At 65.5% G+C, this 26,174-nt stretch carries 21 protein-coding genes; 9 read left to right on the top strand and 12 right to left on the bottom strand.

Annotated elements, in window-relative coordinates:
* The first annotated feature begins 35 nt into the window (after positions 1–35).
* Positions 36–803, top strand: a complete 768-nt coding sequence (locus D7Y61_RS04075; RefSeq protein ID WP_180865210.1) for a tetratricopeptide repeat protein — start codon at positions 36–38, stop codon at positions 801–803.
* Between the two features lie 51 nt (positions 804–854).
* On the opposite strand, the gene D7Y61_RS04070 is transcribed toward D7Y61_RS04075, so the two are convergent.
* From D7Y61_RS04070 to D7Y61_RS04035, 8 genes are all read right to left on the bottom strand, one after another.
* Complete coding sequence (locus D7Y61_RS04070) at positions 855–1,394, bottom strand: hypothetical protein (protein ID WP_258010221.1); 540 nt, start codon at positions 1,392–1,394, stop codon at positions 855–857.
* Between the two features lie 38 nt (positions 1,395–1,432).
* Entirely contained in the window at positions 1,433–3,322 is a 1,890-nt protein-coding gene (locus D7Y61_RS04065; RefSeq protein WP_180865209.1) for a PepSY-associated TM helix domain-containing protein, read from the bottom strand.
* Positions 3,323–3,368: 46 nt separating this feature from the next.
* A complete protein-coding gene (locus D7Y61_RS04060) occupies positions 3,369–5,825 on the bottom strand; it encodes a TonB-dependent siderophore receptor (protein WP_258010220.1) in 2,457 nt (818 codons plus the stop codon).
* Between the two features lie 108 nt (positions 5,826–5,933).
* The gene (locus D7Y61_RS04055; protein ID WP_180865207.1) at positions 5,934–6,971 is read right to left on the bottom strand and encodes a FecR family protein; all 1,038 of its coding nucleotides are present in this window, start codon (positions 6,969–6,971) and stop codon (positions 5,934–5,936) included.
* On the bottom strand, positions 6,968–7,666 hold the full coding sequence (locus tag D7Y61_RS04050; RefSeq protein WP_180865206.1) for a sigma-70 family RNA polymerase sigma factor: 699 nt from the start codon (positions 7,664–7,666) through the stop codon (positions 6,968–6,970). The genes D7Y61_RS04055 and D7Y61_RS04050 overlap by 4 nt, the downstream gene beginning before the upstream one ends.
* A gap of 164 nt (positions 7,667–7,830) precedes the next feature.
* Positions 7,831–8,658 (bottom strand): S1 family peptidase, encoded by an 828-nt coding sequence (locus tag D7Y61_RS04045; protein ID WP_180865205.1) that lies wholly within the window; start codon positions 8,656–8,658, stop codon positions 7,831–7,833.
* A gap of 9 nt (positions 8,659–8,667) precedes the next feature.
* Positions 8,668–9,846: a serine hydrolase domain-containing protein gene (locus D7Y61_RS04040; RefSeq protein ID WP_258010219.1), complete on the bottom strand. Its 1,179-nt coding sequence runs from the start codon at positions 9,844–9,846 to the stop codon at positions 8,668–8,670.
* A gap of 50 nt (positions 9,847–9,896) precedes the next feature.
* Positions 9,897–11,606: an ABC transporter ATP-binding protein gene (locus D7Y61_RS04035; RefSeq protein ID WP_258010218.1), complete on the bottom strand. Its 1,710-nt coding sequence runs from the start codon at positions 11,604–11,606 to the stop codon at positions 9,897–9,899.
* A gap of 126 nt (positions 11,607–11,732) precedes the next feature.
* On the opposite strand from D7Y61_RS04035, the gene D7Y61_RS04030 reads away from it, so the two are divergent.
* From D7Y61_RS04030 to D7Y61_RS04015, 4 genes are read left to right on the top strand one after another with little or no spacing between them, the layout of a single operon-like run.
* Entirely contained in the window at positions 11,733–14,123 is a 2,391-nt protein-coding gene (locus D7Y61_RS04030; RefSeq protein ID WP_258010216.1) for a TonB-dependent receptor plug domain-containing protein, read from the top strand.
* Positions 14,124–14,130: 7 nt separating this feature from the next.
* Positions 14,131–15,594, top strand: coding sequence for a DUF3526 domain-containing protein (locus tag D7Y61_RS04025; RefSeq protein WP_180865202.1), 1,464 nt, complete (start codon positions 14,131–14,133; stop codon positions 15,592–15,594).
* On the top strand, positions 15,591–16,949 hold the full coding sequence (locus tag D7Y61_RS04020) for an ABC transporter permease subunit (protein ID WP_180865201.1): 1,359 nt from the start codon (positions 15,591–15,593) through the stop codon (positions 16,947–16,949). The genes D7Y61_RS04025 and D7Y61_RS04020 overlap by 4 nt, the downstream gene beginning before the upstream one ends.
* Positions 16,950–16,985: 36 nt before the next feature.
* The gene (locus D7Y61_RS04015) at positions 16,986–17,672 is read left to right on the top strand and encodes an ABC transporter ATP-binding protein (RefSeq protein WP_258010215.1); all 687 of its coding nucleotides are present in this window, start codon (positions 16,986–16,988) and stop codon (positions 17,670–17,672) included.
* Here D7Y61_RS04015 and D7Y61_RS04010 read toward each other — a convergent pair.
* From D7Y61_RS04010 to D7Y61_RS04000, 3 genes are all read right to left on the bottom strand, one after another.
* A complete protein-coding gene (locus D7Y61_RS04010; protein WP_180865199.1) occupies positions 17,669–19,510 on the bottom strand; it encodes an asparagine synthetase B family protein in 1,842 nt (613 codons plus the stop codon). The two genes, D7Y61_RS04015 and D7Y61_RS04010, sit on opposite strands and share 4 nt — an antisense overlap.
* A 13-nt stretch (positions 19,511–19,523) precedes the next feature.
* Positions 19,524–20,228, bottom strand: coding sequence for a lasso peptide biosynthesis B2 protein (locus D7Y61_RS04005; protein WP_258010214.1), 705 nt, complete (start codon positions 20,226–20,228; stop codon positions 19,524–19,526).
* 73 nt (positions 20,229–20,301) lie between these two features.
* Positions 20,302–20,463: a hypothetical protein gene (locus D7Y61_RS04000; RefSeq protein WP_180865261.1), complete on the bottom strand. Its 162-nt coding sequence runs from the start codon at positions 20,461–20,463 to the stop codon at positions 20,302–20,304.
* Between the two features lie 191 nt (positions 20,464–20,654).
* Here D7Y61_RS04000 and D7Y61_RS03995 point away from each other — a divergent pair, with 191 nt between their 5' ends.
* From D7Y61_RS03995 to D7Y61_RS03990, 3 genes are all read left to right on the top strand, one after another.
* Positions 20,655–21,581, top strand: coding sequence for a hypothetical protein (locus D7Y61_RS03995; protein ID WP_180865198.1), 927 nt, complete (start codon positions 20,655–20,657; stop codon positions 21,579–21,581).
* 135 nt (positions 21,582–21,716) lie between these two features.
* Entirely contained in the window at positions 21,717–21,839 is a 123-nt protein-coding gene (locus tag D7Y61_RS22565) for a hypothetical protein (protein ID WP_258010213.1), read from the top strand.
* A 42-nt stretch (positions 21,840–21,881) separates the two neighbouring features.
* Positions 21,882–22,778: an AraC family transcriptional regulator gene (locus D7Y61_RS03990; protein ID WP_345776223.1), complete on the top strand. Its 897-nt coding sequence runs from the start codon at positions 21,882–21,884 to the stop codon at positions 22,776–22,778.
* Here D7Y61_RS03990 and D7Y61_RS03985 read toward each other — a convergent pair.
* Entirely contained in the window at positions 22,759–23,763 is a 1,005-nt protein-coding gene (locus tag D7Y61_RS03985) for an extracellular catalytic domain type 1 short-chain-length polyhydroxyalkanoate depolymerase (protein ID WP_180865197.1), read from the bottom strand. The two genes, D7Y61_RS03990 and D7Y61_RS03985, sit on opposite strands and share 20 nt — an antisense overlap.
* Before the next feature lie 221 nt (positions 23,764–23,984).
* Between D7Y61_RS03985 and D7Y61_RS03980 the strand changes: the two genes are divergently transcribed.
* On the top strand, positions 23,985–26,159 hold the full coding sequence (locus D7Y61_RS03980; RefSeq protein ID WP_180865253.1) for a TonB-dependent receptor: 2,175 nt from the start codon (positions 23,985–23,987) through the stop codon (positions 26,157–26,159).
* Positions 26,160–26,174: the final 15 nt, after the last annotated feature.

Raw genomic sequence — 26,174 nt, 5'->3', positions numbered from 1 at the left:
TATAGTTCCAGCCCCGAAGGCCCCGCCGGAACAACATGCCCTACATTGGAATCGGACTGCATGTCCTGATTGCGATCTGCTTCGCCGTGCACGCCATCCGCTCCGGCCAGAGCCTCTACTGGCTCATTCTTCTCTTCTCGTTCCCGATGCTTGGCAGCATTGTCTATTTCCTGGCGATCTACCTGCCGGACGTCCGGCATTCGCGGGGGGCCAGCCAGGCCATCCGGTCGGCGAACCAGCTGATCAATCCTGGAAAGGCGTTGCGGAACGCACGTACTGACTTGGAGCGGACGCCGACACTCCAGAACCGTATCCGCCTGGGCATGGCGCTGCTGGACGACGGGCAGGCCGAAGAAGCCAGGACGCTGCTGGAGCAGGCAGCCAGTTCGGCGCTGGGCGATGACCCCTACATTCTGACCGGCCTTGCCCGCGCACGGATTGAATCCGGACAGGCCCCGCTGGCGGTGGAAACGCTGGATGACCTGTTTGCGCGTCACCCCGACCTGCGCCGCAAGCCCGAACAGACCCTGCTTTACGCCGAGGCACTCGCAATGACGAAGGCGCCGGGAACCCGTGCGGCATTCGAACGCGCAGTGCAGTGCGGAAACGATGCCGCTGCACGATGCAGATATGCCGAGTGGTTGCTGGCCCAGACGGACGCAGATGACCACGAGCAGGCCCGAAGCGTATTCACCAGCATCATCCACGATGCCAGGCACTGGTCCCGCTTTGCCCGCGACCACAATGCGGTTTGGCTGCGCAGAACCAAGGCGGCGTTGAAGCAGTCCGGACGGGCACGGTAGGACGCTGCCACCGCGCAGCCCCAACGCCGTTGCACGCGCGTTGCCGTGCACCTAGGCCCACCAGGCTCGGCCGGGCCCACGCACCCCGGGGTTCATCGCCATGGGTGGCCGCCGCAGTGCCAGCACTTCCTTGATCCGCCCCATCTCCCCTGCCCCGGCTTCGGCCAGGCGCCGGGCCTGCTGCCGCTGTTCGCGCGTGAGCGGGGGTGGCATGGGGCGACCCGCATCGGGCGCAGCATCCACCAGCCGTGCCACCGCATCGCGCAGCCGCAACTGGGGACAAAGCCGAACGGCGCACCAGCGCTCGGCATAGCGTTTGGCCTGGCGTACATTCGCCGCCGCGACGACCTTGCTCCGTGACATCCTGCGCGCCTCCAGGCACAGGCGGACGCCGAGTACGGGGTGCGCCACGACGTGTGCCACCGAACGGCCATTCCACCACAGATCCCAGCGCCCGCCGCGCTGCACCCAGCCGGAGCGCCGGCTGGCCAGGTTGAACGCGGGAAGGTCGAACGAGGACGTCATGCGCAGAAAGATACGAACGTCCGTCGCACCGGCTGAGATTGCGCCGCCGAAAGCGTCATTGAACATGATGCGCACCCACCCGCGATCCGCATCAACGTGACGCGTCACGCTGATGCGGATCTCAACCCTGCCACGCACAGCGCCATGGCGCCGCCACCCATGGCCAATGCCAGCCACACCCTGCCCAGGCTGCGGGCACTGAACACACCCACGCCCACGGCCACCAGCAGCACGAAGCCAAGCAGCGAGCTGGTCAGCACCGAGACTGCCGGCCGTACATCGGCCAGCGCAGGCAACCCCAATGCCAGTGCGGTGGCGGTTGCTGCGGTGAACGCGTAGCCCCCGGCCGAGGCGGCCAGCACGCGACCCGCCACCTGCCAGCGGTAGCCGGCGCCCCGTCCTTCCGCGGGCTTGGCATTGCGTGGCGCCTCCTGCACCTGCGGCCAGCGCCGCTGCAGCATCATCGCCATTCGTGCCAGCAGCAGCCCGAATGCCAGCGCGGTCAGCTCCACGCCGGCCTGCTGCCACGCCCCCCGCTGCAGGTACATCACCAGATGCTGGCCGGTGCTGGCCAGATTCACCAGCGGCAATGCCAGGCACAGTGCCGCAGCGAGCCACAGCTGCTCGATCCATGCCCGGCGTGGCGGGCGCCACAGGGCGTGCAGCACGGTGAACCCCCAGGCCAGCAGGAAGATACGTATCTCCCAGCCGCTGCGGTCACTCATCGCCAGTGGCAGCAGGCGATTGACGTGGAAGTAGGCAATGCTGGCCAGCGCGATGCCGGCCAGTGACGCCACATTGAATGCTTCCACCCATCGATAGATGCCTGCCGTTGCCGCGCCGAACTCATGCTCGCTGCGCTTGCGCCGCTTGACGGAGAACAGCAACGTACCGATGGCGATCATCGCCGTGCCCAGCAGGCCACTGATGAAGTACAACCATTTGACCGGCCAGCCGCCGAAATCCGCCTTGTGCAACGCTTCGATCGTCTCGTGAACCTGCACGGCGCCCACGCCATGCGGGTGCGCCCCGTGCTGCTGCAACAGCGCGCCACTGGCAGCGTCGAACGTCACCCGGCTGGCCTCGGTCAGCAGATGCCTGTCCGCACCATCCTCGGGTTTGCGGCCGATCACCTCCACCACGCTGTGCACGGTGCCGGGGGACTGGACCACCATCAGTGCCGGCGGTTGCCCGCCGGTGGCCTGCGCGCGCGCCAGCAGCTGCGGCAGGTCCGGCAGTCGCGCGGTGGATACCAGGATGGAGGGCGGCGGCGGCTGCGTTGGTGCCAGCTCGGCTTCATAGCGCGCATAGGCGTCATCCGCGTCGCCATAGGCAGCGTGCACCGGCCACGGCAGATAGCTGCTGTAGAAGAATGCGAGCCCGGTGTAGCCGATCATGAACAGGAACGGCAGGGTCAGCACGGCGCTCAGGTTGTGCGCATCCAACCAGCTACGCTGGCCCTTGCCCGGGCGGAAGGTGAAGAAGTCCTTGAAGATGCGCTTGTGCACCACGACGCCGGACACCAACGCCAGCAGCATGCAGGCCGTGATCCAGCCGACCAGCCAGTAGCCAGCCATGCCGCCGTGCAGGGTGTAATGGAAGGACATGAAATGGCGCCCGCCTTCGGTTTCCCGAAGACGGGGTGGAGGGTGCGCCCTGCCCGTTACGGCATCCACCCAGCGCTCATGCCAGGTACCGTCGCGGCCCTCCCATGAAAGCTCCAGCGGCCAGCCGCGTTGCGCGGCCCAACGGATCTGCCATGCCCGTGCGTCGGCTGCGTGTGCGGCCAGCCACTGCTGCGCACGTGCCGCCTGCACACCTGCTTCCACCGCTGGCGCGGAAGCCGGCACGGGGCCGGCCTCCATCCAGCGCGTGATCGGCTCACGGAACACGCTGAGCGTGCCGGTAAGAAAGATCGCGCACAGCAGCCAGCCACAGGTAAGGCCGCACCAGGTGTGCAGCCACGACATGCTCTGGCGGAAGCCTGCCTTCATGCCGTCCCCATGGCGGGCCTGCCGGTGCACCGCCGCTTGCTGAGGATCACAGCGAGCCGCGCAGCGTCAGCATCACGTTGCGGGGTTCACCGAAGAAGTTGCCCCGGCGGATCTGGCTGAGCATGGCGTAATAGCGCGTGTCGAACAGGTTGGCCACGTTGAGGCCAACGCTCCAGCGCGGATTGATCCGGTAGCCTGCACGCAGGTCCCACACAGCACGTCCCGCTGCGCCCATGCGCCAGTCCGGATCGTCGTAGGCCGGGTAGGAATAGCTGCTCTGCGCCGACACGCCGCCGCCCACCGAAAATGCGTTCCACCTGCCCGGCAGCTGGTACGACGTGGACAGGCGCAGCAGGTGGCGGGGCGTCTCGGCGCTGATGGTTGCGCCTTCATCGTCGCGGCTGGTGACGTAGGTATAGCCCGCCATCATCTGCCAGCCCGGCGCCAGCTCGCCGCTGGCTTCCAGCTCAAAGCCCTTGCTGCGCAGTTTGCCGCCGTTGCGGTAGCAATCGGACGATGCCAGGGAGCCGCGGCAGCTGCCCGGATCGGATTCGTCCACTACCGCGTTGCCGGTCTTGCGGATGGAGAACACCGCAGCGGAGAGGTTCAGGCGTCCATCGTTCAATTCACCCTTCACGCCCATTTCGTAGTTGGCCCCGATGGCCGGATCCAGCACCGAGCCGGACGAGGTGACGTACGAGCTCTGCGGCTGGAAGGTGTCGGCGTAGCTGGCGTAGACCGACCACTGCGGCCCCAGGTCGTAGACAAGACCGGCGTACGGGGTGAATTCGTGCTTCTGTTCGTAGTCGCGGCTCTTGACGCCGGTGAAGCCATTGCTGGACTGGTACTTCACCCAGCTCAACCGGCCACCCAGCGTGAGGTGCAACGGCTCCGCCAGCTGCAGGCGCAGATTGCTGTACACGCCGCTCTGCTGGGCGCGGGCGTTCTCCGCCCAGCCCCACGCCGGCTGGATGGGCTGCGCAATGGCGCTGTGATCCGGTGCGTAGACATCGATCGGCACGTCGATGCCCAGGTCTGCCGAGCTCTGGCGGGTACGCTGGCGCGACCACATGGCGCCCAGCAGCACCTGGTGGCTGCGGCCGAAGGCATCGAAACTGCCGGTGGTGTGCAGGTCGATGCCATCGCTGCGTACGCGTGAGCGGTTGAAATAGATGTCGTAGAAGCGCGAGCCGATGCCGGTGGCCCGGTCCACCCCTCCCAGCGGGACTGCGACGCGCTGGTCAAGGTCCGACTCGGTGCGGTTCACCGACAGGCGCGCTTTCCAGCGCTCGTTGAAGCGGTGCTCTGCTTCTGCGAACGCTTCGTCGACGGAGCCTTCCTGTCGGTTCCAGTCCTGGATGAGCGAGGTGGAACGCTTGATGTCCAGCGCGCCACCGTCGGTGTAGCGCGGCAGGCCGAACAGCCAGTAGCCGTCGGTGTCACTGGCCTGGTGACGCAGGCCGAAGGTCAGCGTCGTGTCCGCGCCCAGATCGGCATCGATCACCCCATAGGCGAGCGGCGCCTTCGACGACGTGCCGCGCTGGAAGTAATCGCGGTCCTGGTAGGCGGCGACCAGTCGGCCGCGTACGCTGCCCGCAGCATTGAGTGGGCCGCCACCATCGACCTCGACGCGGTAGTTGTCCCATGAGCCCAGGGTGGCTGCCAGATCCAGATGGGCCTGGTCGCGCGGGCGCTTGCGCACCATGTTGATCGCGCCGCTGGGGTCGGCCGCGCCCAGCATCATGCCGCCGGCACCGCGCAGCACTTCTACCCGTTCCAGCACGGCGGTGTCGATGGGCAACCAGCCTACGGGGGCATAGACGATGCCGGCCACGCCGTCGACCAGGTAGTTGCTGTCATCGACGGTGAAACTGCGGATCGAGAACTTGTGGTTGCCGAAGTTGCGGGCGGACTTGGTCACGCCGGTGGTCTGCGCCAGGGCCTCGTCCAGTGTGGTGAGGTTGCGGTCATCCAGCTGCTGACGGGTGATCACGCTGACCGATTGCGGGGTCTGGCGGATGCTCTGGCCAAGTTTGCCCAGGCTGAGCTCACGCACGGTATAGGCGCCATCGCTGGGGGCGTTGGCGGTGACGTTGATCGTCTGCAGCGTGGTCTGGGTGTCCTTGCTGCGGCCAGGAGATGCCGCTTCCTGCGCCAGCGTGAACACGCCGGGGCGGGTGGCATTGACGCGCACTCCGCTGCCCTCCAGCAGGCGCGCCAGTGCTTCCTGGGGCGTGTAACTGCCGATCAATGCCGGAGCGCGGCGGCCGGCCACCGCCGGCTCGCTGAACAGTACCTGCTGCCGGGACTGCTCGGAAAAGCTGCGCAGTGCCGCATCCAGCGGTTGCGCCGGGATGTTGAACGGCATGCGCGCGGCCGGCTGCGCCTGTGCGATGGCCGGCGCTGCCAACGCGCTGGAAATGCACAGGGCGAGCAGCGGCAGCCGCTTGGCGTGTACACCCGTGGAAAACGCGCGGGCGACAAGTGCGCGCTTGATCTTCATGTACCCCATTACCGCTCCATCATGCTTGGCCACCACTGGCCTCACTGGGGTAAACGGAAAACAGTGCTGGGGTGGGAACCCGTGCCGGAAGAAATTTTCGTTCCGGCGTCAGCGGATCACAGGCCGTTCGTCGATGCGGTACCCCCCCTGGGCGGTGCGGGTCACCTGCACCGGCAACAGATCCGGCAGCGCCTCCAGGAAGGTGGCAGGCGCGTTGGTGGCTGCGTACCCGGAGACGGGCAGGAATTTCAGCCCTGGCTGGGCCAGCGTGACGGGCTGCCCCAGATACTGCCCGACCTCCTGCGCTACCTCGTCCAGCGGCGTGCGCCGGAACACCAGGCGCCCGTTGCGCCAGCCGCCGATGCTGTCTGCGCTTGCGGTGATGGGGCGATAGGCCGCCGTGAGCGTGGTCACCGCCAGGCCCTGTTCGGCATGCAGGCTGACCGGCGCGGTGCCTTGGACACGATCCGCCTGCACCCGAACGTGCCCATGCAGCACCTTGACCAGTACTTCGTCCGACCCGTTGCGCACGTTGAAGGCGGTGCCCACCACCGTCACCCGGCTGCGCTGGGCATCCACGGTGAAGGGTCGGTCGGCAGCCGGGGCAACCTCGAAGAACGCCTCGCCCCGGCTGAGCACCACTTCACGGCGGGATCGATAGAAATGCACGGCCAGCGTGCTGCGCGCATTGAGCGAGATCCGCGTACCGTCAGGCAGTTGCAGGTCACGGATCTCGCCAGCGCCCGTGGCCACGTCCTGTACATAGCTGGGTGCGGTGTACCACCCGTAGCCGACGCAGCCCAAGGCAAACACCGCCACGGCCGCGGCCGTCGCAGCGCGTGGCAGACGCCAGGACCGGGCACGCCGCGCCACGCCACCCCGCCGTTGAGGCGAAGCTGCTGCCGGAGCGGGCCCTGCGGGGCGATCCGAGGCCAGCACGGGGCGCGGCAGCTGACCGAGCTCGTGCCAGGTTCTTGCCACATCGGCGTAAGCCTGCCGGTGTGCTTCGCTCTGGTCCAGCCATTGCTGCAGGGCGGCCTCATCATCGGTCTGCCAGTCCGCCTCCTGCCGCCGCACCAGCCATGCGGCAGCAGCCTCATGCAGGGCAAACGGGTCGAAACCGGCGGCAGAAGGAATGTCGGTCATCGGCAGGGAAGATCAGCATCAATGGCAGGCGCCAACGCCTCGCCCGGCTCGCTGGGCCGATGCAGTGCCTGCATCTGCGCCAGGGATGCATAGCGTACCCGCACTTCGCAGTAGGCCACCGCGCGCGACAGGTGCTTGACTACCATGCGCCTGGAAATCTGCATGCGGGCAGCTACATCCCCCTGGGTCAGTCCATCGAACCGGCAGAGTACGAAGGCTTCGCGTTGACGCTCCGGCAGTTCAGCCAGTGCTTCTGCCAGGCGCTGCAGGCGCTGCCGATGGGCGGCGAGCTGCAATGGGCACTGTGATTCATCGCTGGCCATGCAATGGCCGACCTCCTCTGCGTCTGCCAGCGGCAGGGTCTGCAGGCGGCGTCCGGCATGATGCTCGCGGTACTGGTCGGCTACTGTGTTCAGCACCGTGCGGCGCAGATAGGCGCCCTGCTGGTCGCAGGAGTCGAGTGCCGGATGCGCCGCGATCCACTTCACCGCGCCGTCGTGCAGTGCGTCTTCGCCATCGCCGGCGGCGCCCCTGAAACGGGTCAGGCTGCGCAGTATCGGCCGACGCCAGCGGGCATAGGCCTTGGCCAGGATGCCGCCGGCTGCGGGGCTGTCTGCGTCCGGGCGCGCAACCGCTGCGGGCGATGTGGCCGCGTGATCTTCATCCTCCGCCGTGTCGCGCCCTAGCGCAGACACGGTGCCTCCATTGCAGGGCGCTGCGATCGGAACAGGAGGGGCGTGAACGTCACTGAGGTAGCCGGATGAACTGCCGACATCGCCGGCAGGCGTCAAGAATGGGGGAGTGGCCGAAGTGTAATGCGAGTCATTTGCAATTGAAACACCCCCTGCCATCCCGTGCATCACGGCTGACGGCAGGCGCCGCTGTTGCGGCACATCACGTCCTCGATCCAGTCGGTGTAGCGGGACACACGGACGTTGTAGACCACCTGGCCATAGAAGCCTGCTTCAAGTGCATGTTCGGGAACGGCAGTGATCCAGGAACCAAGGCCCACCAGCGTCCAGGCACCGTGATCCTCGATCATCAGCGGGCCGCCGCTGTCGCCGCTGCCGAGCACGCCTTCCAGTGGCAGGCCCTGCGGTGGCGGATCGAACCGGTACCAGAGATAGCGCTCATTGCCGCCGGTGATGGCGTTGTACGCCTGGCGAAGGAGCGTGCGGTGCGACCCGCCCGGTACCAGCCCGATGGCGCCGTTGCCGGTGGCGCCCTTCCCTGCCAGCGCGGCGATCTGCCCGGGCTCGTCCGTGCCGCGATAGAGCGCCATCGGGGGTACGCCGTCAGCCGGCGCCGCCAGCCTGATCAGCGCGATGTCGTCCGACGTAGCCAGGAACGCGTGAATCTTCGAGGGATTCCCCGTTGCAATGGCCTCCTTGCCCAAGGCATCCGGCATCCGCTTGAAGCCTGGATGCAGGAAAACCCGATCAACGCCGTAGTTCTTCCCGTTGATGGCAATAGTTGCGCCCATCCCTTCCATCGGCGCCGCATGCGCCGCGGTCAGCACCCATCCTGGGGCGATGAGGACGCCGTGCCCCTCGCCTGGCATGTCGGCCAGCGCCGGCAGCGCCGATGCCTCAATGCGATACCGCGCGTCGTCGGCATCATCGCGGATGACAATTGCGCTTGCCGTGATTGGAAGCGCGGTGAGCGCCAGGAGAAGCCAGCGTCCCATCGGAGACCCTCAGTGTGGTTGTGGCGTACCGTCATCCGCCAGCTGCGCCCGCGCAGCAATGCGTTCGACAAGCGCTTCGATGGCCGTTTCCAGGGCATGCGCGGTCTGGTCACCACTCTGGTTGGTGATGACGAAGATGCCCAGGTCGTGCTTCGGCAGGATATGGATGTAGCACTGGGATCGCGGCACACCACCGTGATGGGCGTAATACACGCCCTTCCGGTCATCGCCGGAAATGATGTTCCAGAAGTAGCCGATGCTGAACGTACCGTCGAACGTGGCCAGAGTGCGATGCGATTCCTCTACCACTGGACCCTTGGCCAGCTGGAACTGGAGGTACTTCACCATGTCCGGAACGGTAGCCTTCACATTTCCGGAGGCACCCCATGGCAACCCGGGCATGGGCGTGGTCGGCACAGGATTGTCGCTGTGGTAACCGACTGCCAGTCGTGGCGCCTCGGCATCGCCCAGGCTGATCCTGATGTCGGCCATTCCGGCCGAGTCACTGAAGAAGCTCCGCAGCAACGTTTCGTAGTCGCGCTGGTAGACCTGTTCCAGAACGTGCGCGACCAACTGCGTTCCGGCGCTGGAGTAGGCGTAATCGCCACCCGGCGCCCGCAGGATCCGCACGGCATGCAGGTCCCGCAGGAAGTCAGGCTTGCCATAGTTGGCATAGAGGGCGTTGAGTTCACCCGGCGTACGGTGTTCGCTGAAGTCGTCCAGCACCGTGTTCGCAGGTTCCGGCAACATGTTCGGCAGGCCACTGGAATGGGTCAGCAGATGGCGGATGCGGATGGGATCATCCTTGTACTGCAGGTTTGGATAGTCGCCCTGCAGGTACCTGCGGACATCGTCATCCAACCCCAGCCGGCCTTCCAGGACAGCGTTGGCCATCAGCGTGCCGGCCAGGGTCTTGCTCAACGAGCCGATTTCGTAAAGCGTGGCATCGTTCGGCACGCCAGGCTTGCCGGCCACCATCGCGCCGTGATGGCGGATGAATGTCCGGCCCCGGTGCACCACGCCGATCGAGGCCGAGTGCAGCAGCGGCCGCTCGATCAGGGTCTGTGCAATCTCGTCGATATCCGCCCCCAGATCCTCCGGCGGCGCCTTCCGGGCGGTGCAGCCCGCGCCAAGCAGTGCGCCGGACAAGACGAAGGCGCAGAGCCAACGTAGGTGTCGAGCTTTCATCGAAAGGGCATCCATGCGCTGGTATGTGAAGTGCGACCCGGAGTGAGCGCTCACGATAGCGCATTGCCGGACCGAACACCGGGGAGCGAGGTGTGCCCTTTCCCACCTTGATGATGCGGCCAGAGATCGATCACCCGGTCGGCCAGGGTCACGATGCTGCGCCGGTGGGTGATGGCCACCACGGTGACGTCGCCGGCAATGGCACGGATGTGATCCATGATCTCGCGCTCGGTGGCCTCATCCAGCGCGGAGCTCGCTTCGTCCATGAAAAGAATGGCCGGGTTGCCATACAGGGCGCGTGCGATCGCGATGCGCTGCCGCTCCCCGCCGGAAAGCTTCAGCCCGCGCTCGCCCACCGTGGTTTCGAGCCCCTCGGGCAGCGCCTCGATCAGTGGCAGGATCGCGGCCTTGCGTGCGGAATGCAGTAGCCGGCCGTCATCACGCGCACGTCCCAGCAGGATGTTGTCGGCCAGGCTTTCATTGAGCAGGATGACGTCCTGGGGAACCACCGCGACCGCGGCATGCCATGCGGCACGGTCGATGCGGAGCAGGTCGGCACCGTCGACCAGGATGCGGCCCTGCTGCGGATCGATCGACTTCAGCGCAAGCTTGAACAACGTCGACTTCCCTGCCCCGGTCGGTCCCATCAGGAAATTGATGCCTCCCCTTTCAGTGCGGAACGATACATCGCGTACCCCGCGCCCATTGCCATAGCGATGGCCAACCCGCTGGAACTCCAACCGACCGCCCGCCCCGACGAAGGACTGGGCATCACCTGCCTGCGCCTCTTCGGGCGCAGCCCATAAGGTTGAGAGTGGCCCGAGCATGCTCCAGGAGCGCGCGACATCATCGATGGAACGGGCAATCATCTCGAACGGCATGTTCAGCTGGAGCAGCAGCAGGTTGAACAGAACGATGTCACCGATGCTGACCACGCCGCTCTGGTAGCCCGGAAGCAACAGGTAGAAGGTGACGATGAACTCGACCGCCAGGCCGATGCCCAACAGGGCGATGAAACCTATCCGTTGCAATACGTAGGCGCGCCAGCTGTCGCGCACCTCCAGGGCCTTCTGCTCGAAGCGCTGCACCATCCAGGCACTGCCACCGAACTGGCGCAGCGTTTCCATGGCGTTCATGGCGTTGCCCACGAAACGGGCATTCTGCTGCCCGGCCTCGACGGCGGCTTCGCGATGTATGCGGGCACGGCGAGTGGCGATGGCCGAAAGCGTAACCGCCACCGCGCCATACCCCAGCACGATCGCCACCACCTGCAGGTTGATCAGCGCACCAAGCGTCACCAGGGTCAGCAGGATCTGCAGCGCGCTGGGAACGAAGGCCACCAACCCCAGCTGCACCACGATCTTCAGCGCGCCACGGCCTTTCTCGCCGGCCGATTGCAGTTCGGCCGGGTTGTGGTCCAGGAAGAAGCTGTTGGTCTTCTTCAGCAGGCGGGCGAAGTAGCGGGTGCTGGTGATGAAGCCGAGGTTCTCGCCGCTGAGGAACGACAGGTACTGCACCGTGTTCTGCAGGGCACTGCCCACGCCCAGCACGACGGCGTAGAGCAGGAATCCCCACGCCAGCGCGTTGACTCCATCGATAGGCAGACGGTCGATCAGGCGCGAGAACAGGTACGGCGCTGCAACACCTGCAAGGCTGGATAGCAGGACGCTGCCGGCGATCAGCAGCAACAGCCTGCGGTCAGCCTTCCAGTACGCCGCCAGGATCTCGGCCACAGGCAGCGGAACTGCAATCTTCGTCATCGATGTCGTCCCAGCAGCCCGCAGCGTCTGTCCATCACTCGCCTGAATGATATGCTATAACATATCCGATCAGGGCGGCACAGCCGTGTTGCAGGCCACTTTCGGATGGGATCGATGGACCGGGGAATGACGAACGTATCCACTGCCACGCCGCGCGCATGCATGGCCCTCGGCATCACCGCTGCGTTGCTGGCCAGCCTGCCGGCGGCTGCACAGAGCAGGCTCGCAGGCCGTGACTCAAGTGCGGCAGGCGCGCCGCCCGAGGCCCCGACCGCCACCCTGGACAAGGTCCTGGTGGTGGGCAGCAACATCCGAAATGCCGTAGGTGGCGGCGCCTCCCCGGTCATCCTGATCGACAGGGAGGCCATCGACCGTACCGGCGCGGCCACCGTGCAGCAACTGTTCGAGAAACTGCCGCAGAACTTCGGCGGTGGTGCCAACGGTGCGAACGTTGCCAACCTGGGGGTCGACCGCGATACCGGCAACAACTTCGGCCAGGGCACCGCCCTCAACCTGCGCGGGCTGGGTACCGGCACCACGCTGACCCTGATCAACGGCCACCGCGTGACCTCATCGAACCGCTACCAGTACGTGGATGTCTCGCTGATCCCGCTCAGTGCCGTCGAACGCGTGGAGATCCTTGCCGATGGTGCCTCGGCCATCTACGGCACCGATGCGGTCGGCGGCGTGGTCAACATCATCCTGCGCCGCGACTTCACCGGTTACGAGACCGCTGTTCGCTACGGCACGGTGACTGCCGGCAGCATGGAGGAATACCAGGCATCGCAGTCGGCAGGCTGGTCATGGGAAGGCGGCCACCTGCTGGCCAGCTACGAGTTCCTGAAGCAGGGCAACCTGCCCGCGATGGACAAGGATTTCTCGAGAAACGTGCGGGTCAAGCCCTACGACCTCTATCCAGGTTCGAAGCGGAACAGCCTGTACGTGGACGGCGTGCAGCAGCTCAGTGATGTGCTGACCCTGAACGTCACCGGCTCCTTCGCCAAGCGCGAGATGGATACCACCATTTCCGGCACGGCCGACGAAACGCGGCTGTTCCCGCACACGCGGCAGTTCGACCTGTTCGCCGGCCTCACCCTGGATCTTCCCAATGCGTGGCAGGCACGCCTGGATTCCGGGTTCGGCAGGAGCGATGTGTCCTACCAGCGCACCACCATCACCGGCAGCTCCGCCAGTACCGCACCGCCCACCAACACCAACTCCGAATCGCGTTACCTGGACGTGGTTGCCGACGGCGAACTGTTCAACCTGCCCGCGGGCGGCGTTCGTGCAGCATTCGGTGCGGGGTACCGTCGTGATGGCTACGAACTGGTGGATCACCGTGGCCTGGAAAAGCCGCTCGACCTGAAGCGCACCGTCAGGTCCGCCTTTGCCGAGCTCAACGTGCCGCTGCTGAGGGACCTGCCGGGTGTGCGCAGCCTGTCCCTGACCGCGGCGGCGCGCTATGACGACTACAGCGACTTCGGTTCCACGCTGAACCCGAAATTCGGCGTGCTGTGGGAGGCCGCCGAGGGGTTGTCGTTCCGCGCCAGCCATGGCCGCTCCTACCGGGCGCCGGTGTACCAGGACATGCAGTTGAACAACACCGTAGTGGTTGCGAACGTGCCCAACCCGGCCGCGCCCGGCGGCAACACGATTCTCATGATGCTGTCCAACGGCAATCCGGATCTGGGCCCCGAACGTGCCAAGACCTGGACCGGCGGTTTCTCGTTCGCGCCGCCGTCAGTGCCTGGCCTCAAGATCGACGCGAACTACTACCACATCGACTACGACGACCGCATCGGCAGTGGTTTCGGCGGCAGTTTCCCCTCCCTGTTCCTTCAGTCCACGGCCCCCTACGCCGAAATCCTGACCACCAACCCCACGCAGCAGCAGATCCAGCAGGCCCGCCAGCTGGGTGTATCGGGGCTGGGCCTGTTCGTCTCGCGCGTGGGCCCGTATGCGCTGCCCGCCGGAACGGACGAAACCAACAGCCAGGTGATCCTCGACAACCGCTTCCGGAACAATGCCTCCACCCGGCAGCGCGGCATCGATTTCAGCGCCTCCTATGGCTTCGATGCCGGCCAGACCCACATCGCGATCGACCTGGCCGGGCAATACATCATCGAATCGAAGCGGCGGGTGACCAGCACCTCGCCCGAGGTGGATGCGGTGAACGCGGTGTACTACCCGGTGGACCTGAAGCTGCGCGGAGGCATCGCACTGAGCCGGCAGCAGGCCGCGGGCGGGCTGTTCGTGAACTACGTGGATAGCTATCGCGATCCGGCCAACCTCGCCCGCCCCCGCGTCAGCTCGTGGACGACCGTCGACCTCAATCTCGCCTATCACTTCGGTCCGTCGGCGGAGCCGCAGCGTGGCACCTCGCTCGCGTTCAACGTACAGAACCTGTTCGATCGGGATCCGCCGTTCATCATCAACAGCATCAATACCGGCTACGACCCCACCAACGCGACAGCGCTGGGGCGTTTCCTGTCCATGACGCTGACGCATCGCTGGTAGGCCCCGCATGCGTGCCCACTGTCCTGCCCCGTCGAGGCCCACGCTGGCCATCCAGCAGGCCTTCGCTGTTGCGTCCACCCAGCTCACGCTGATGTGGCGCGAGCGGCGCGTGCTGTGGCTCGCCGTTGCCCTGTTGCTGATTGCGGGTGCGTCGGTGCTTGGTGGTGCCGCACGCATGACCCTGCAGGCACAGGAGCGCCAGGCAGTGAGCGAGGAAGAGGCGCGTCTATGGGACAGCCAGGGCGCGATCGATCCCCACAGTGCTGCCCATGTGGGGCGTGCCATTCCTGCTCCCGTGCGGCCGCTGGCGGCGCTGGACCCCGGGCTGACGGATTTCCTGGGGACGTCTGTGTTCATCGAGGGCCATGCACAGAACCCGGCACGGCACCGCGCCGTGGACGCCGGCACCGCACTCAGCCGCTTCCAGGGCTTCTCCGCGGCGTGGGCGCTGCAGGTAGTGGCCCCGCTGCTGATCATCCTGGCCGGCTTCGCCAGCCTGTCCGGCGATGTTGCCCGCGAAACGCTGCGCCAGGAACTCGGTACTGGGGCCTCCGCCGGGGTGCTGATCAGTGGGCGACTGATTGCCCTGGCAACAGCTTCATTGCTGCTGGTGCTGTGCATGCTGCTGATCAGCCTGCCGGGTCTGTCCATCCAGTACGGCGGCATTGCCGATGTTGCAGCCCTGCTCGCACTGGGCGCTGCCTACGCACTCTATCTGCTGGTGTTCTGCGCGCTTACGGTCGGCGTATCGGCACTTGCCGGTTCTGCACGGACATCGCTGGTCGTGCTGCTGGGCTTCTGGGTGGTATCCACGCTGCTGGTGCCCAAAGTGGCGCCCGCCGTGGCCGAGTCCTTGCATCCAACCCCTTCCGCACCGGCATTCAGGGCCAACGTGACCGAGGAAGCAGAGAACGGCGTGAATGGCCACGACCCGGCGGACAAGCGCCTGGATGCGCTGCGCGCGGAGCTGATGGCGCGCTACCAGGTCGACAGTGTGGATGCACTGCCGGTGAATTTCCGTGGTGTCGCCCTTGAGTTTGCCGAGGCGAATTCGACACGCGTCTACAACCGTCACTTTGATCGATTGCATGCCAGCTACCAGCAACAGGACGCTACGCAGCGCCTGTTCGCCTTCGCCTCTCCTGTACTGGCGCTGCAGTCCTGGTCGCGTGCATTCGCACGTACCGATTTTCCTGCGCACCTGGCCTTCCTGCGCAGCGTGGAAGACTACCGCTACCGGTTGATCCAGGCGCTCAACCAGAACGTGAAGCTGCACAAGGCGCCACCCGGCGGGAAGCATGTAGCCGATATCGCGGGCATCACCCGCCCGGTACTGTATCGACCACCGCAGCAGACCCTGGCCGGCATCGCCGCCACGCAGCGGGTGAACCTGGCCATTCTGCTGGGCTGGCTGCTGTTGGGATGCGGGGTGGTGGTTCTCTCGGCACGGCACCTGGAACGCGCTCCGTGAGCGTGGTGTCGATTGCCCGCTATGAGATCCGCCGCCTGCTGCGCGACCGGGCGCTGCCGGTCCTGCTTGTCCTCCTGCTGGGGCTGGGTGCCTACGCCGCGTGGAACGGCCGTGCCTGGGTGGACCAGCGCGACGCGGCCATTGCACTGATCAAACAGGAAGAGCAGCAGACCAGGGATCGCAGCCGTGCGTTCGTCGGCAAGGCACCGTCGGTCCTGCCCCGCGTGCAGCCGGTGCTTGTGCCCGGTGAGATGGCATCGCTGTCGATCGGCCAGGCGGATGCCTACCCCTACACCGCCGATGTGGTTGCGCTGGGCGATCCGGCCCAGCTGCTCAAGCACGTCTGGGCCGACATCGGCAATCCGGCGGCACGGGCTGCGGGGCGGTTCGATCTGGCCTTCGTCATCGTGTTCCTGCTGCCGTTGGTCATTCTCGTGGCTACCCATGACCTGTGGTCGCGTGAGCGCGAGCGCGGGATCGCGGCGCTGGTGTTGTCGCAGCCGGTTTCGGCAACGCGGCTGCTCGTGGTCAAGGCCTTGGCCCGTGGCCTGGTGGTGCTGTTGCCCACGCTGGCCATCATCGTCGCAATGGCCATCTGGTCAGGCGCCCGCAGCCCTGCGGGGCTCATCATGCTGGCCCTGATCGTACTCGGCTACGGTGTTTTCTGGCTGGCATTGGCGCTGCTGATCGCGTGCCTTTCCCGCCGCACCACCGAGGCGGCCATCGCCGCCGGCGCGCTGTGGCTGCTGATCGTGGTCATGGCCCCATCATTGACCCTGGCGGCAGTAAACCTGATCGCGCCGCCACCGTCGCAGATGCGGTTCGCCACGGAACTGAAGGCCCGGCAGTCAGACATTGCCAAGCGCCAGCAGCGCGAGCACCCCGCACGACCGGCGCTCCAGAATGCTTCATCGCCCGTCATCCCCGATGCAGTGCGCCAGGCCTATGCCGACCGGGTTGCCGCTGATCTTGAACTGGCCCGGCTGATCGCCTCGCATGCGCAGGCCGAAGCAGCGCATCGCCGCGTATTGGACAGGGTGCGGCTGCTGCTGCCCGCCGTGGCCACCCAGGATGCGCTCGATCGCATCGCAGGCTCGGACTCGGGGCGCGCGCTCGACTTCCAGCGCCAGGTCCACACCTTCTGGCAGGCGCGGCGGCTGTTGCACAAGGGCTATCTGGACCGTGACCTGCCGCAGACCCTCGACGAGTACGAGGCGCTCCCCCACTTCCAGTTCCACGACACCGCAGGCGCTGCCCAGCGGGGTGTCCTTGCCGACCTTGCCGCACTGATCATCGCCAGCCTGATTGTCCTGCTTGCTGCCGCCACGCTGCGCGGTCGGCTGTCTACGCCCTGAGGAAACACCCACATGCTGTCTGCAAAAAGCCTGGTCATGGAGCACGGCGCGCATCGGGCGCTGGACGACGTCAGCTTCGAGGTGAAGCCGGGTGAGATCTTCTGCCTGCTGGGTGCCAACGGCGCGGGCAAGTCGACAACCATCAAGCTGTTCCTCGGGTTCCTGAAGCCCACCTCCGGCTGGGCCGATGTGGACGGACTCAGCGCGCACCAGCAGCCACTGGAGGTGCGCCGGCGGCTGCTGTACATCCCCGAGACGGTGGCGCTGTACGATGAATTGACCGGCTATGAGAATCTGGACTATTTCGCCCGCCTGGCCGGTATCGAGGAACGCTCACCGGCGCGGCTGAAGCAGGCGCTCAGGTCCGCCGGGCTGGCAACCGAGGCCTTTGGCCGACGCGTGGGCCTCTATTCCAAGGGCATGCGGCAGAAGGTCGGCATCGCGCTGGCCATCATCAAGGAGGCCAAGGCGCTGCTGCTGGATGAGCCGACTTCGGGCCTGGACCCCACGGCATCCGCCGAGTTCCACGAACTGATCGTAAGGGAGCGTGATCGCGGCACGGCAATTCTGATGGCGACCCACGATCTGTTCCGAGCCCGCGAGGTGGCGACCACGATCGGCCTGATGCGCGCCGGCCGCCTGCGCAGGACGCTGGATGCGAGCACGATCACCGCCAACGATCTCGAGAGCCTTTACCTCGAAGAGATGAGCCGGAACGCCTAGACCACGCCGGCTGCCAGCGGTCCCTCCTGGCCGGACCAGCGCCTCAGCCACGCTTCGATATTGATCTGCGGGCCGAAGATGCCCAGCACCTGCGACGAGTGATCCGGACTGACCCGCCGGATGCCCGCATCGGCCAGCGCGCTGTCGAGGTAGCCACGCCTGGCGAGGAACCCATCGACAAGCAGGCTGCTGATGAACTGCTGGTGCCCCTGGGTGACGGCCACGGAGTGATCATCCAGATACGACTTCACCTTTCGCGACAGCAGTGCCTCCGGAAGCAGGCCTTTCAGCGCACGCCGCGCGATGGTGCGATCCTCCGCGTCCGCCATGAGCAGGTGCAGCGGTATGCGCGCGAACAACTCGACAAGCGGCTGCGCACTGATCGGCGACACGCCATGCCAGCGTCCCACGCCCTCGAACGGATCAAGCACACTGGTCGGGAATATCATCCGGCCGATATGGGCCAGCTTGTAGGGGGATACGTGATGCCCCTGCTCCAGGGCATGCCGCAGCCAGGCCGGCTGCATGCCCTCCTGCTCGGCCCGCTCCACCCGCACCCACGGGCAGGGCTTGCCCCAACGGCCGTTGATGCTGGCCGGACGCCTGAGCAGGCCATGGACGAGCGCGTCCCGCAGTACACCGTAGATCGAGTCGCCGGACTGCGCGGTTTCGAAGGCCACGCGGAAGAATCCCCGGTCGATGCCACGACGCCAGGCGTAATCGATCGCAGCGGCGTTACCCTTGAAACGCAGGAACACCGCGTCACCGCCGACACCCGTGAACTGTACGGTGTCGCCGTCGAAGTCCACGTCGCGCCGATGCAGGAGATAGCCGGAGCAATGCGCAGGCCGCGCTGTCCGCGGGAAGGTCATGATCTCTTCCAGCGCGCAGTGTGGCTGCCGCCGGTACTCGATGAATTCGCAGTGCCTGCCCGAGGATCGCCGGGCCCCTTCGACCGCCATTCGTGCGAACCGCCGCTCGTCCGCACCGATGCCGTCATCGTAATGATGGACGCAGGTCACCTCGGGAGCTGAGGGCGCATGCAGCAGGCCCGCCAGGATGATGGAGGAGTCCAGCCCACCGGACAGTTGCAACTGGATTTTCCGGTGCTGGCTGGCCAGTGCGCCGATGCAGCCGAGTAACGTCGCGCGCGCCAGCTGGACGGCCTCGTCGATGTCCTCGACAGGCTGGTCGCGGGCCAGCCGCACCACGTCCCACTGGTACTGCCGACCAACCGGCTCGCCATGGCGGATCGACACCGCTTCGCCGGGTTCAACGGACGTGACTTCCTCGAAACCGGTCTGCACGCCATCACGAAACGGGTACAGCAGGGAGTAGGACAGGAACGACCAGTCCACGCTGAAATCGCGCAGGCCGAGCATCAGGCAGTCTTCCATGTTGGAGAAGACGAGCGTCAACTGTCCCACCGTTGTCATGTAGCACGGGATCTCCGCAGTGGGATCGCGCAGGACAAACCAGATTGATGTCTCCGGCTGGTAGCCGAACGCTACGTACCGGCCCCAGTACTGCTCGACGATGCTGCGGCCGAGGGTGCTGCAGGCGCTGTCGACCGAGTCCGCATCAAGGTCTACGCGCCCAGGTACGATCCCTGGGCCGAAATGCTTGTGGAACAGCGTTCCGAGTACCGTCAAGGAACCGGATCGATTGCATTCGAAGTAGCCGGGATTGTCAGTCTGCGCGTAGATCGCTGCACCGTTTCCATTCATCACGCAGCTGGCACCGGTCAGCGCGGCCTCGATCCTTGCCACCGCCTGCCCTGCCTGGGCTGTTGCGGATTCGGAGAGCGTGTTCCAGAGCACGGCGATGTATCGATACATGCGACGGGTTTCGTTACAGCACCAGGATGGGGACCATCCGGCGCAGGTTGAAGGGAATGTCGGTCAGCACGTGATCACCGTGCTGCAGCCAGCAGTGCGCAGCGAACGGCTGTGTCCTGACCGCGAACACCCAGGCAGGGACGATCCCGTACTTCGACAGGAACTCCCTCATCGCCAGGCAGTAGAGAAAGCACTCGTCGGTCTTCCTGAAGGCGACGGGCCGGAGCCAATCGAACACCCGGACCAGGAAGGCCAGCTCCTGCAGGCTTGCTGCCGTGCTCTGGGCGCCGTCGGCGCGCCTGCGGGCCGATGACACGGTGGCGCTGAAAGGTAGCACCGCCCTGCAGCAGGCGGCATGGGCCGCCGACGCCATGAACCTTCCCACGTCGCGCGCGGTGATCTTCGGGCATCCCCTCGGCTCACCCTCGCGCACCCAGTGCCTTGGCAGTTCAAGACGGGGGCTGGCCGCGGACTTGCCCTGCCGCGGATCCTGGGTGATCAGCTGGCGATCGATCAGCGACTGGAGGAGCTTCGGTATCCGTTGTCCATCGGGTGGCAAAGGCCAGTCGAGAACCAGGCCTCCCAGGCTTGCGGCGCCACGCCTGTCGATGGAGAGATACTTTCCCGTGCCCTGGTCAAGGATCACCATCGCATCAGTGGTGACGCAGACATGCGCCTGCTTCGACAGGAAATAGGGGGCGGCGCCCTGCTCCATCATCTGCTCTCCTGCCGTGGAACCAAGAAGCGGTGCATGCAGGGCATGCACCGCAGTGACTGCATTGCGCGACAGATCAGGGCGAGGTGGTCGGGAAGACGCCATCCCACAACGTGCCGTGGTTGTGCGCCTTCGTTTCCGAAACCACCGAGCCCAGCTCGATCAGTTCGCCACCCACACCCTGTCCTTCAGGGTCCTGCTGTCCTGCCACTACACCCAGCTCAATCAGCTCGTTCATGAACAACTCCTCTAGTCAGTGGATGTATCCAGACGTTGCATTGGATACGGAGCAGCCAAGCCACCATCGCCACGCACGTTGCAGGGCGATTGCCGCCAAGGCACCATAATGTTACGATATAACATCTTATTTTGGCGTGACGAATGGCGCGGCCTGCTGGCCGTTGATGCAATCCCCGGCATGGAGAATGGATGAGCAGTGAGATCACCGACGACGGCCTGGACACGACCGTTCTACTGAAGGGATTGTTTCCGCTGCCGGCCTTCGTCCGCTTCATCAGGGAGCGATGCCCGCCGGGAAGCTTCGATGAAGCTGCGCTGGTGGCCGACTGGAGGGCCGCACGCAGCAACGTGCATCGCCTGCGCCAGGACGAGGCGAATGAGGCGGACGCCATTGCTGTCCTGCCGCTGCCGGAGGAGATGATGCCGTTGGCCGATCAGGCGTTGCGGCAACCCTCGATGCACCGCATGACCAGCGTGCTGCCTCGCTCCTGGCAGATGGTCGAGATTGATCGACTGGTGATCTTCCAGGAATGCATCAACCTGCGTCACATCGACCAGTTGGCAGCGGCGATGCCCACCTCACCCACCGCACAGGAGGTCATGCAGCTCGTCGCCCGCAGCGGACGCCATGCACACCCCGACGTCCGGTTCACCCAGTCCGATGGCAGCTACACCTTTGCTTCCGCTTCCAATGACCTGCGATTCCTCGATGTGGCGACCCTCGATCCGGCCACCATCACCGGCTATGAGCCGTTCGGCGCGGCCAGCCACGCCGTCGTCATCTATCTTGGTTTCAGTGACAACCTGATCAGTGCCACCCGCTTCGGCAAGCGCGTGATCCTGACCAATGGCTCCCACCGCCTGTACCTGCTGCGCAAGCTCGGCTTCCGCCATGTGCCCTGCCTTGTCACCGATGCATCCGACGGCGACCTCAGCGAAGTTCTGCTGCCGGCGGCGGTCAGGCAGGATCGCGGGTTCTATCTTTCGTCGCCGCGGCCGCCCCTTTTCAAGGACTACGTTGACCCCCTCCTGACCAGTGTCGTGCAGGTCACCCGCAAGCACTACGCCCTGCGGGCAAAGCTCGACCTGCAGAGGATCACGGTTCCGGCGCTGTAGCGCACCGGGCGGAGCACGGGTCAGGGCCACTGCACGGCAGATGGCCGGATTGCGGAATCACCTGGCGGAACTGTCGAATGACGCCCCGCACTTTGCCCAATACGCTTCTGATCCTCGACAGAAGAGGATGCCAGCATGCGTGCAACCACACTGATTGCCGAAGCCGGAAGAAAGGAGCTGCCGATCGTTCATGTCCTGATGGGATTCGTCTGTGTCTGGCACAGGCGTGAACCGCAGCAGGCGGACCATGAAGATTGACAGCGCGCACCGCCCCCTTGCCTTGCTGTGCAGGACGATGCAGTGGTGACGTCAGTTATCGAACTGGAAGGAATCGGGGCGGACTACCCCGATCTCGTCGACAGCCCGGTCATGGTGCTGGCCGTGGACCCCATCACCGACGCCTGGGAAATGCCCTTCCATGAGCATCGGAAGGCCCAGCTTCTGGTAGCCACGAGCGGATTGATCACGCTGGAGACCCGTGCAGGCCTGTGGGTCGTCCCGCCCCAGGGAGCGATCTGGATTCCCGGAGGGCTGTCCCATCGGGCCAGCAGCACGGGAAAGCCGCATGGCTTCGTTGTATTCGTGGAGCCGGGGGCGATCGCTGGATTGCCGACACACTGCCTCGCCATGGCGATCAGTCCCTTCATGCATGCCCTGCTTGAACGAACCTCACAGCTTCCCTCGCGGTACGCAGCTGGCAGTGCGGACGCTCGCCTGATGGCGGTGCTTCTGGACGAACTCATCGCGGCACCGCCGGAATGGCTGCACCTGCCCATGCCCTGCGACCCAAGGCTGCGGAAGCTGGCCAATGCGATGCTGGCCGCCCCGGCCGAGCGGGCCACGCTTGAAGTATGGGCGAGCCGGATTGGAATGAGCGAGCGCAACATGTCCCGGCTGTTTTCCGGCGAAACGGGCCTGAGCGTGAGGCGCTGGCGCAGGCAGCTGCATGTGGTGGTGGCGTTGCCGATGCTGGCCAAGGGCCGCACGGTGCAAGCCATTGCCGATGACCTGGGATATGACAGCTCGGGCGCGTTCGTGACCATGTTCCGAAAGACGGTGGGCGCCCCACCCAGGCGATTCCTTGCCGAACGGGGTGCACGGCTGCGCGGACCAGACGCTGAAGCCCAGGCGGTGCGGGAGCCCTCGGCTCCCGCACCGTCAGCGACCGCCCTGCCCTTCAGCGCTGGTAGTCCTTGAGGAACAACCAGGTGATCAACGTGGCATCCGGGCCCTTCGGATCGGTGAACGGCAAGCCCGACTGGCTGCCACTCCACGCATGCCCCATGCCCTGCACCACATAGTGCTGCGCCAGCGTGCGACCGCCATAGGCATAGGTGTCCACCGTATAGGCACGCCCACCCGGTACCTGGCCGTGGTAGGTACTGGTCGGCACGTACTTCACCGAGTCGTTGTCCTGGCCGTCATCGGCCAGGTCGTTGGTCTGCAGGAACTGGCGCACCGCCTGCTGGCCATTCACCGGGTTGACGGTGAGGTCGGCGCTGCCATGGAACACCAGCACCGGCAGCGGGCGCGGCGTCGGTGAGCCCGAGCACTGCCAGGCCAGCCGGCCGTTGCTGTCCGGCGAATAGATGCTTCCGGCCAACAGCGCGTACGCACTGCCGGAAATCGTGGTCGCACCCTTGAACATGCCGCCGGAGTGGATGGCGCCAGCGGCAAACACGTCCGAGTAGCAGGCCAGCATGATCGAGGTCATCGCGCCGCCCGCGGAGATGCCGGTCACGTAGACCCGATGCGGGTCGACGCTGTAGCCGGCCTTCACCTTGTCCACGATGCCGGCCAGGATCGAGGGCTCGCCGCTGTCGCGTGCCTGGTTGGTGGGCAGCTGCCAGTTCCAGCAGCGCGCCGGATTGGAAGTGACGTTCTGGCGTGGATAGACCACGATGAAACCCTCGGTGTCGGCCACATCGTTGAAGCCGGAGGCCTCGCCCATCAGGTTGGGCCCGTTGACGCAGCCGTGCAGCACCAGCAGCAGGGGGAGCGGCCGCTGGTCGTTGTAGCCGGCCGGCACCCAGACCTGGTATTCGCGGGCGCCGAACAGGTTTCCGTACAGGCCGATGTCCCAATGCCCGGCCGGACCTGAGGCAAGCGCATCGCCCGCCGCTGCCAGCCAGCCGCACAATACCAGCAGTATCGCTTTAATCGAATCGATTCCGGATTTCATGACCAGATCCTCGTGCGTGAGTCGTGGATGAAGTGGTACCGGGGAGCGCTTCCGGCTGGGGGCGCGCCCAGTATCCGCATCCAGCGGCTGCTGCCGACTGGACCTAGGTCCACTCGCCGCTGCCGGATGACACCGCTAGCCTTGGCTGCAGGGGTGGCAATGGGCCATCTGCAAGCACTTGCCTGGGGGAGGACCGGATGAAACGGAATTGTTTGAGTCTGATGATCGGCGCACTGTTGGTCTCCGGGCCGGTACTGGCACAGGAAACGCCACAGGCCGCGCAGACGGCGGGCAGGACCGCTTCGCCCACCAACCTGGACAGCATCAAGGTCACCGCCCGCAAGCGCGAAGAAACCCTGCAGGAAGTCCCGGTGGCGGTCACCGCCTTTACCTCCGAGGCGCTGGACAGGATGAATGTCCAGGACATCAGTGACCTGGATGCGCAGGTGCCCAACCTGACCATCTACGCCGCCCGTGGCGCCAGCAGCACGGTCACCGCCTACATCCGTGGCGTCGGCCAGTCCGATCCTACCTGGGGCGCCGACCCGGGCGTGGGCATCTATCTGGACGACGTCTATATCGCAAGGCCCCAAGGGGCATTGCTGGATGTGTTCGATGTCTCGCGCATCGAAGTGCTGCGCGGCCCGCAGGGCACGCTGTATGGCAAGAACACCATCGGCGGCGCGATCAAGTACATCTCACGCGGGCTTCCCACGAAGACCGAGGGCTTCGCCCAGATCACCGTGGGCAACTACAGCCAGCTGGACGCCAAGGCCGCCATTGGCGGCCCCATCGGCGGCGCCGACAGTGGGTTGCGCGCCCGCGTGGCGGTGGCCAGCATGAACCACGATGGGTTCGGCGAGAACACGTTCAACGGCCAACCGGTCAGCGACAAGCAGATCAATGCGGCGCGACTGAACCTGGGTGCATATGCGGGCGATGACTTCGATGTGCAGTTCGCATTGGACTGGATCGATGACCAGTCCGGCATGCGCGGCTCGAAGATGCTGCAGCCCAACCCGTTCCTGCGCGCCTACCCGCCGATGGACAGCCGCTACGACATCCGTTCGGGCATGCGCAACCTCAACAACGTGGAAACCAAGGGCGCCTCGGCCACGGTGAACTGGCGCCCGAGCGAGGACATCGCAGTGAAGTACGTGGTGGCCAAGCGTGAATCCGACAGTGAGGCCAACATCGACTTCGACACCACGCCGGTCAAGCTGGCTGATGTGGGTGGCACCTACCACGACGACCAGGTCAGCAACGAGGTGCAGCTGAACTACGATGCCGGTGGCCGCGTACGCGGCGTGGTCGGCCTGTACCAGTTCAGTGGCGAGGCCGGCGGCCAGATCCAGAACAACTACTTCAGCGCGCAGTTCGCCGACAACCAGGGCAAGGTGCTGACCGACAGCATTGCGCTGTACGCGGACTGGACCTTCGACCTGACCAGCAGGCTCAAGCTTGATGTCGGCGCCCGCTACACCGACGAGGACAAGCGTGCGATCGTGCTGAACCGCCTCTACGCCGACCCGGGCTTCAGCCGGCCGGTGGCGGTGACGGCGGACTTCGACAAGAAGACCAACTTCAAGAACGTCTCGCCCAAGGTTTCGCTGGACTACCAGATCACCCCGGACATCATGGTCTACGGGCTGGCCACGCGCGGCTTCAAGTCAGGCGGCTACAACATCCGTGCCAACGCGGTGGCGGTACCACGTTCGGCTGAGCCGTTCGATGACGAGACCGTGGACAGTTACGAGGTGGGCAGCAAGATGGCCTTCCTCGACCAGCGCCTGTTCCTGAACCTGTCGGCCTTCTACAACAAGTACAAGGATATCCAGCTGTCGGTGTTCACCGGCCTGGATACCAATGGCGACGGCATCGACGATTCCTTCTTCGGCGACTTCACCAATGCCGGCGCCGGTACCGTCAAGGGCCTGGAAGTCGAATACCAGTACCTGCCCAGCCAGCACTGGCTGATCTCCGGCAACCTGGCCTGGCTGGACACGAAGTACGACGAGTACATCGACCGCGGCGTCAATGTGGCCAGGCAGATGAAGTTCACCAATGCGCCGGAGTTTTCCGGTGCATTGAACGTGGAGTACCGCACCGAGCTGGCCAATGGCAGCAACCTCTCGGCACGGGTGGGCTACAGCTACCAGAGCGAGGTGTGGCCCACCACCGACCTGAGCCCGGTGATCCGCCAGGACGGCTACGGACTGGTCAATGCCGGTGTGATCTGGCGCCTGGATGACGCGTGGACGTTCTCCCTGCAGGGCACCAACCTGACCGACAAGGAGTACCGCACCACCGGCTACAACATTCCGGCGGTCGGCACGCTGACAGGTTTCTACGGGCCACCACGCCAATACAGCCTCAGTGTCCGCTACGATTTCTAGAGCACCCGTTACGAT

Source organism: Stenotrophomonas maltophilia, assembly GCF_013464485.1.
In the GTDB taxonomy this organism is placed as follows: Bacteria; Pseudomonadota; Gammaproteobacteria; order Xanthomonadales; family Xanthomonadaceae; genus Stenotrophomonas; species Stenotrophomonas maltophilia_AW.
This window is presented reverse-complemented; position numbering and strand designations above follow the sequence as displayed.

Bases quoted from the DNA above. Each gene is read 5' to 3' on its own strand.
- D7Y61_RS04075 (WP_180865210.1), top strand. From the start codon at position 36: ATGCCCTACATTGGAATCGGACTGCATGTCCTGATTGCGATCTGCTTC.
- D7Y61_RS04070 (WP_258010221.1), bottom strand. From the start codon at position 1,394: ATGTTCAATGACGCTTTCGGCGGCGCAATCTCAGCCGGTGCGACGGAC.
- D7Y61_RS04065 (WP_180865209.1), bottom strand. From the start codon at position 3,322: ATGAAGGCAGGCTTCCGCCAGAGCATGTCGTGGCTGCACACCTGGTGC.
- D7Y61_RS04060 (WP_258010220.1), bottom strand. From the start codon at position 5,825: ATGAAGATCAAGCGCGCACTTGTCGCCCGCGCGTTTTCCACGGGTGTA.
- D7Y61_RS04055 (WP_180865207.1), bottom strand. From the start codon at position 6,971: ATGACCGACATTCCTTCTGCCGCCGGTTTCGACCCGTTTGCCCTGCAT.
- D7Y61_RS04045 (WP_180865205.1), bottom strand. From the start codon at position 8,658: ATGGGACGCTGGCTTCTCCTGGCGCTCACCGCGCTTCCAATCACGGCA.
- D7Y61_RS04040 (WP_258010219.1), bottom strand. From the start codon at position 9,846: ATGAAAGCTCGACACCTACGTTGGCTCTGCGCCTTCGTCTTGTCCGGC.
- D7Y61_RS04035 (WP_258010218.1), bottom strand. From the start codon at position 11,606: ATGACGAAGATTGCAGTTCCGCTGCCTGTGGCCGAGATCCTGGCGGCG.
- D7Y61_RS04030 (WP_258010216.1), top strand. From the start codon at position 11,733: ATGACGAACGTATCCACTGCCACGCCGCGCGCATGCATGGCCCTCGGC.
- D7Y61_RS04025 (WP_180865202.1), top strand. From the start codon at position 14,131: ATGCGTGCCCACTGTCCTGCCCCGTCGAGGCCCACGCTGGCCATCCAG.
- D7Y61_RS04015 (WP_258010215.1), top strand. From the start codon at position 16,986: ATGGAGCACGGCGCGCATCGGGCGCTGGACGACGTCAGCTTCGAGGTG.
- D7Y61_RS04010 (WP_180865199.1), bottom strand. From the start codon at position 19,510: ATGTATCGATACATCGCCGTGCTCTGGAACACGCTCTCCGAATCCGCA.
- D7Y61_RS04005 (WP_258010214.1), bottom strand. From the start codon at position 20,228: ATGATGGAGCAGGGCGCCGCCCCCTATTTCCTGTCGAAGCAGGCGCAT.
- D7Y61_RS04000 (WP_180865261.1), bottom strand. From the start codon at position 20,463: ATGAACGAGCTGATTGAGCTGGGTGTAGTGGCAGGACAGCAGGACCCT.
- D7Y61_RS03995 (WP_180865198.1), top strand. From the start codon at position 20,655: ATGAGCAGTGAGATCACCGACGACGGCCTGGACACGACCGTTCTACTG.
- D7Y61_RS22565 (WP_258010213.1), top strand. From the start codon at position 21,717: ATGCGTGCAACCACACTGATTGCCGAAGCCGGAAGAAAGGAGCTGCCG.
- D7Y61_RS03985 (WP_180865197.1), bottom strand. From the start codon at position 23,763: ATGAAATCCGGAATCGATTCGATTAAAGCGATACTGCTGGTATTGTGC.
- D7Y61_RS03980 (WP_180865253.1), top strand. From the start codon at position 23,985: ATGATCGGCGCACTGTTGGTCTCCGGGCCGGTACTGGCACAGGAAACG.